This is a genomic window from Streptococcus sp. A12 (assembly GCF_905372335.1).
Classification (GTDB): Bacteria; Bacillota; Bacilli; order Lactobacillales; family Streptococcaceae; genus Streptococcus.
Genome location: NZ_CAJPOU010000086.1, coordinates 1 through 4,361, shown reverse-complemented (window position 1 = coordinate 4,361; position 4,361 = coordinate 1). Strand labels below are relative to the sequence as shown.

Genomic DNA, 4,361 nt, shown 5'->3' with positions numbered 1-4,361 from the left:
AAGATGCAACTACAACAACTACTACAGTAAGTGAAGATGCAACTACAACAACTACTACAGTAAGTGAAGATGCAACTACAACAACTACAACACCAGGAAACCCTGGCGGAAATGCAGATGGTAACGGTGGTGGACGCAAAGTCCTTCCAAATACTGGTGAAGTCGTAGCAACTGGCCTAGTATTCACAGGAGTACTTGTCCTATCAGGTGCTATTGTAATGAAACGTAAAATGTCTAAATAATAGAAAAAGAGTTTCCGTATAAAGGAGAGAGCGAAAGCTCTCTCTTTTTTGGAAATAGAGTAGATGGAGAATAGAGATGAAATTATCGATACTCATTACATTACTGAATGAGGAGTTGGTCCTTTCTCAAACGCATGCTGCTATATCTGATCAATTGGATCAGATGCTTGGGAAGGAACTTACCGACTATGAGATTCTCTATGTCGATGATGGAAGTAGTGATAAAACATTTGAACTCATTACAGCCATTGCAGAAGAGAATCCTCATGTAAAATATATTCGATTTAGTCGTAATTTTGGTCGTGAGAGCGGTATTTTAGCAGGCTTCAAATATGCAAGTGGTGATGCTGTGATGGTAATGGATGGAGATTTACAACATCCACCATATCTGATCCCCCTCTTTTTAGAAGCCTATAATGAAGGCTATGATATCGTCAGTGGGCAACGAACTCGGGAAGGGGAGTCCTTTATCGGTAGTACCTTTGCTCGTATGTTCTATTTCTTGTCCAATCGGTCGATGGATGTTAAACTGACAGATGGTAAATCCGAGTTGAGACTCCTTAGTCGTAAAGCAATTGATGCGTTTGTGTCTATGCCAGAATATAATCGTTTCAATAAGGGCTTGTATGAATGGATTGGCTTCAAAGAGAAGGTGATTCCTTATAAAAACGAAATCCGTAAAGCTGGTAAGAGTAAGTTTGGTTTTAAAAAATCAATGAACTATGCCATTCAAGGGATTATTTCATTTAATGATCGTCCTCTTCGTGTTTGTATTCAGTTTGGATTTATCTGTTTGGGACTTGCTATTTTGTATCTTGCTTTTGAAATGATGAAGTACATTTTCGCACCAGGGAATTATGTGAGTGGCTATTTTACAACCATAGCTGCGATCATTCTATTTAGTGGTGTTCAGTTAATATTTATCGGTATTCTTGGGGAATACATTGGAAAAATTTATTACGAAGTGAAGCGTCGTCCTCATTTCATTATTGAAGATACCAATATTAAACAAGCCAATGAGAATAAGATAGGATAATTAGTATAGGAGATAAAAATGTTAGTTTGGTTCATGCGCTTGAAAGAGCTTTGGAAAAAGAATCCCAAGAAGTTTTTATATGCTTTTAGCGCTTTACTCCCAATGACAATTATGCTTGTTGTTTGGGCCTTCATGGGATCATATCCTTTTGGGACCAAAAGTTTGATGGCAGTTGACTTTGGTCAACAATACATCAGTTTCTTTGGTTTATTAAAAAATGCGGTTCTCACTGGGGATCTTTCAAGTTTGAGTTATTCGTTTACTAAGTCCCTCGGTGGAGATATGATTGGGGTCCTCGGATATTATTTAATGAGTCCCTTCAATATCATTTATATTTTGACCCCACTCAAGCATTTCGGTTTTGCAGTATTTTTGACAATTTGGCTCCGTTATGGCGCAATAGGAATGGCTTTCGCCTTTCTTCTTATCAAGCGCTATAAAGGATTAGAGAAAAGAAAATGGTTAGTGCCACTATTTTCGACAGCATATGCTCTTTCAGGGATGTTGGTTTCTTATCAAATGAACGTCATTTTTTATGACGCAATGATTATGTTGCCGATTGTCATTGTTTACTTGGAAGAATTATTAGATGGTGGAGCCCCTTATCGTTATTCTTTTGCATTGGGTCTGACTGTCCTACTTCAATTTTACATGGGGTACATGATTTCGATCTTTGTTGCTCTATATGCTTGCTTCTATGTATCTCCTAGATTGATGATTGAAGGGGATCTTAAAGCGAAGATCAAAAACTTTATTGAACCTTTATTACAGGCTGTCATTTATTCTATTATTGGGATTGGGACAGCAGCAATCTTAATCCTTCCTGTATTCTTCAATTTGGTAGAAAGTAAAGGTCAAGTTGGTGGAGGGATGACCTTCTCCTTAGCCTTCCAGATTAATCCACTGGATATTCTTGCTAAGATGGTGATTGGTGGCTTTGATACGACCTCTGGTTGGTCTGCAGGACCAAACTTACCAAATATCTATATCGGAGCATTTGGTTTTCTCGGCTTTGTTCTCTACTTTCTCTCTAAGAATGTTTCAAAAGTTAAGAAATGGTCTGCTGGAATTGTTACTCTTGTATTCTTGACATCATTTGTCAATGAGTTTGTAAGTAAGATTTGGCATATGGGGCAAAACCCTGCCGGTTTCTTTTTCCGTTTTTCTTGGTTATTCTCGTTCTTTATGTTGGTATTGGCTTACCAAGTAATGAAGGAGAAAGTAGTTATTTCTAAGCTAGCTAATCTAGTCATTACACTTGGATTGCTTCTAGCTGTTATCTACGTCCATTCAAATAGCTATACCTTTATTTCGAAAATTCAACCAAAAGCAGTAACATCCTATTTCTCAAGATACTCAATTCTTCACCTACTAGGCCTTGTGGCTGTTGCTTGCTTTGGTTTCTATACCTACTGGGAAAAATCAAAGAGCAATCAACGAGAGAAAATCCTTCGAATCGGCGTTACTACTATTTTCTTAGTGATTGCAGGATTTTTGTTGAAACAAGGCTATCTATTCTCACAATTAAGTCTTACAGCGATAATCTATCTGCTTCTATTGCTTCTAATAAATTCTAAACTGTCACGTCTTTCAGTTGTCGTCGTGTCAGCTTTAAGTATCTTTGAATTCGGATATAATGCTTATTTGTCTCAGGTTACTCTGGGTTATGACGACATCAATAAATTTGCAGATGCAGCCGTTTCAGTGAAACGCATGACAGATAATATTCAAGAAAATGCAGACGAAGAATTTTATCGGATTGCAACGACTTTCTCATATTCACGGACGGTACCTTCTCTAGTATCTTATCCTGGCTTAAGTACCTTTAGTTCGAGTTTGGAAAGAAGCACTATGGATCACTTTGCTTTAATGGGGGACCTAGGTGTCAATGCTGCTACCGAATATACAAATGGGACACCTCTAACAGATGCCTTGTATGGGGTTCGTTATTATATGACGGTGAAAGATTTTGATCCAAAAGAAATAGAAGCAAATCCAGAAAAGATGTACTTTCATCGTTTTACAAATCGTTTCGATTTGGAGCGCTATTATACAGAAAAAGTATATGAAGACAAGCGATTTGTTGTCTATAAGAACCCAAATTCTTTCCCTCTTGGATATGGAACAAATGCTCTGGTTAAAAATATAAAATTTGGAGTGAATAATGCTATCGCAAACCAAAATATTATTTTGAACTCAATGGAAGGGCATCAAAAGAAAACGAGTGATTATTATGACTACTTTAAACCGTTAGCTTTTAGTGCCATTGAAACGGAGAATGTCATTGAAGAAAAAGTAGATAAGAACACTGGGGAGGCAATCTATAAAAGAGCAGATTCTTCTAAAGAGGCCATCATTCGATATAAGGTAGTGCCACGTTCAAACTATACTTATTACTTCTTCACACCAGCTGCGTTGATTCCAAAACAAGATTACTCAGTTTTAGTGAGAGGGAAATGGTTGCCAAATAATAAAACATTTACTCAAAGACAACTTTGGCAATTAACTGACAATACCGAAAATCAAGAAACTGTGATTGAGTTTCGATTCAGAACAGATAAAATTGATATGAGCCATGCAGGAGTATATCGTGCAGATCTTGATCAAATTCAAAAAGTATTAGATAATCGTAAGAAACAAGGTTTAGAAGTAACCAAGTTTTCTAATACCCATATTGTCGGTAATGTAAACATTACGGATGATAGTAAATTTATGATGACTTCAATCCCATATAGCGATGGATGGAAGGTCAAAGTAGATGGGAAATTTGTCCAAACTGAAAAATCTTGGAATGCCTTCTTATCCTTCCCGATCACAAAAGGGAAGCATAAGATTGAGTTCGTCTTTAAGAAAAAAGGAATTATCCTTGGTAGCTTATTATCAATCGTTTCAATTACTTCCTTAGTGATTATCATGAAACGTTCGAAAGAAACTGTCTAAGCTTGCAGGTCTACTATCTTTTAAAAAAGTTGAGATTTATTGGCACTGCACCCTTATAATGAGACACAAGAAAAACACATTTATGAGGCCAGTTTTCTGTAATCTACAGGAGACTGGTCATTTAATCTCTGTTGAATTCTAGT

3 protein-coding genes are annotated in these 4,361 nt (G+C 36.8%); all 3 read left to right on the top strand.

The window, feature by feature from the left end; genetic code table 11:
* Positions 1–242, top strand: a 242-nt coding sequence (locus tag QZ158_RS07870; RefSeq protein WP_293887392.1) for an LPXTG cell wall anchor domain-containing protein, incomplete at its 5' end; no start/stop codon positions are given.
* 76 nt (positions 243–318) lie between these two features.
* Positions 319–1,278, top strand: a complete 960-nt coding sequence (locus QZ158_RS07865; RefSeq protein WP_293887390.1) for a glycosyltransferase family 2 protein — start codon at positions 319–321, stop codon at positions 1,276–1,278.
* 18 nt (positions 1,279–1,296) lie between these two features.
* Complete coding sequence (locus QZ158_RS07860; protein WP_293887388.1) at positions 1,297–4,218, top strand: YfhO family protein; 2,922 nt, start codon at positions 1,297–1,299, stop codon at positions 4,216–4,218.
* Positions 4,219–4,361 lie beyond the last annotated feature (143 nt).

Bases quoted from the DNA above. Each gene is read 5' to 3' on its own strand.
- QZ158_RS07865 (WP_293887390.1), top strand. From the start codon at position 319: ATGAAATTATCGATACTCATTACATTACTGAATGAGGAGTTGGTCCTT.
- QZ158_RS07860 (WP_293887388.1), top strand. From the start codon at position 1,297: ATGTTAGTTTGGTTCATGCGCTTGAAAGAGCTTTGGAAAAAGAATCCC.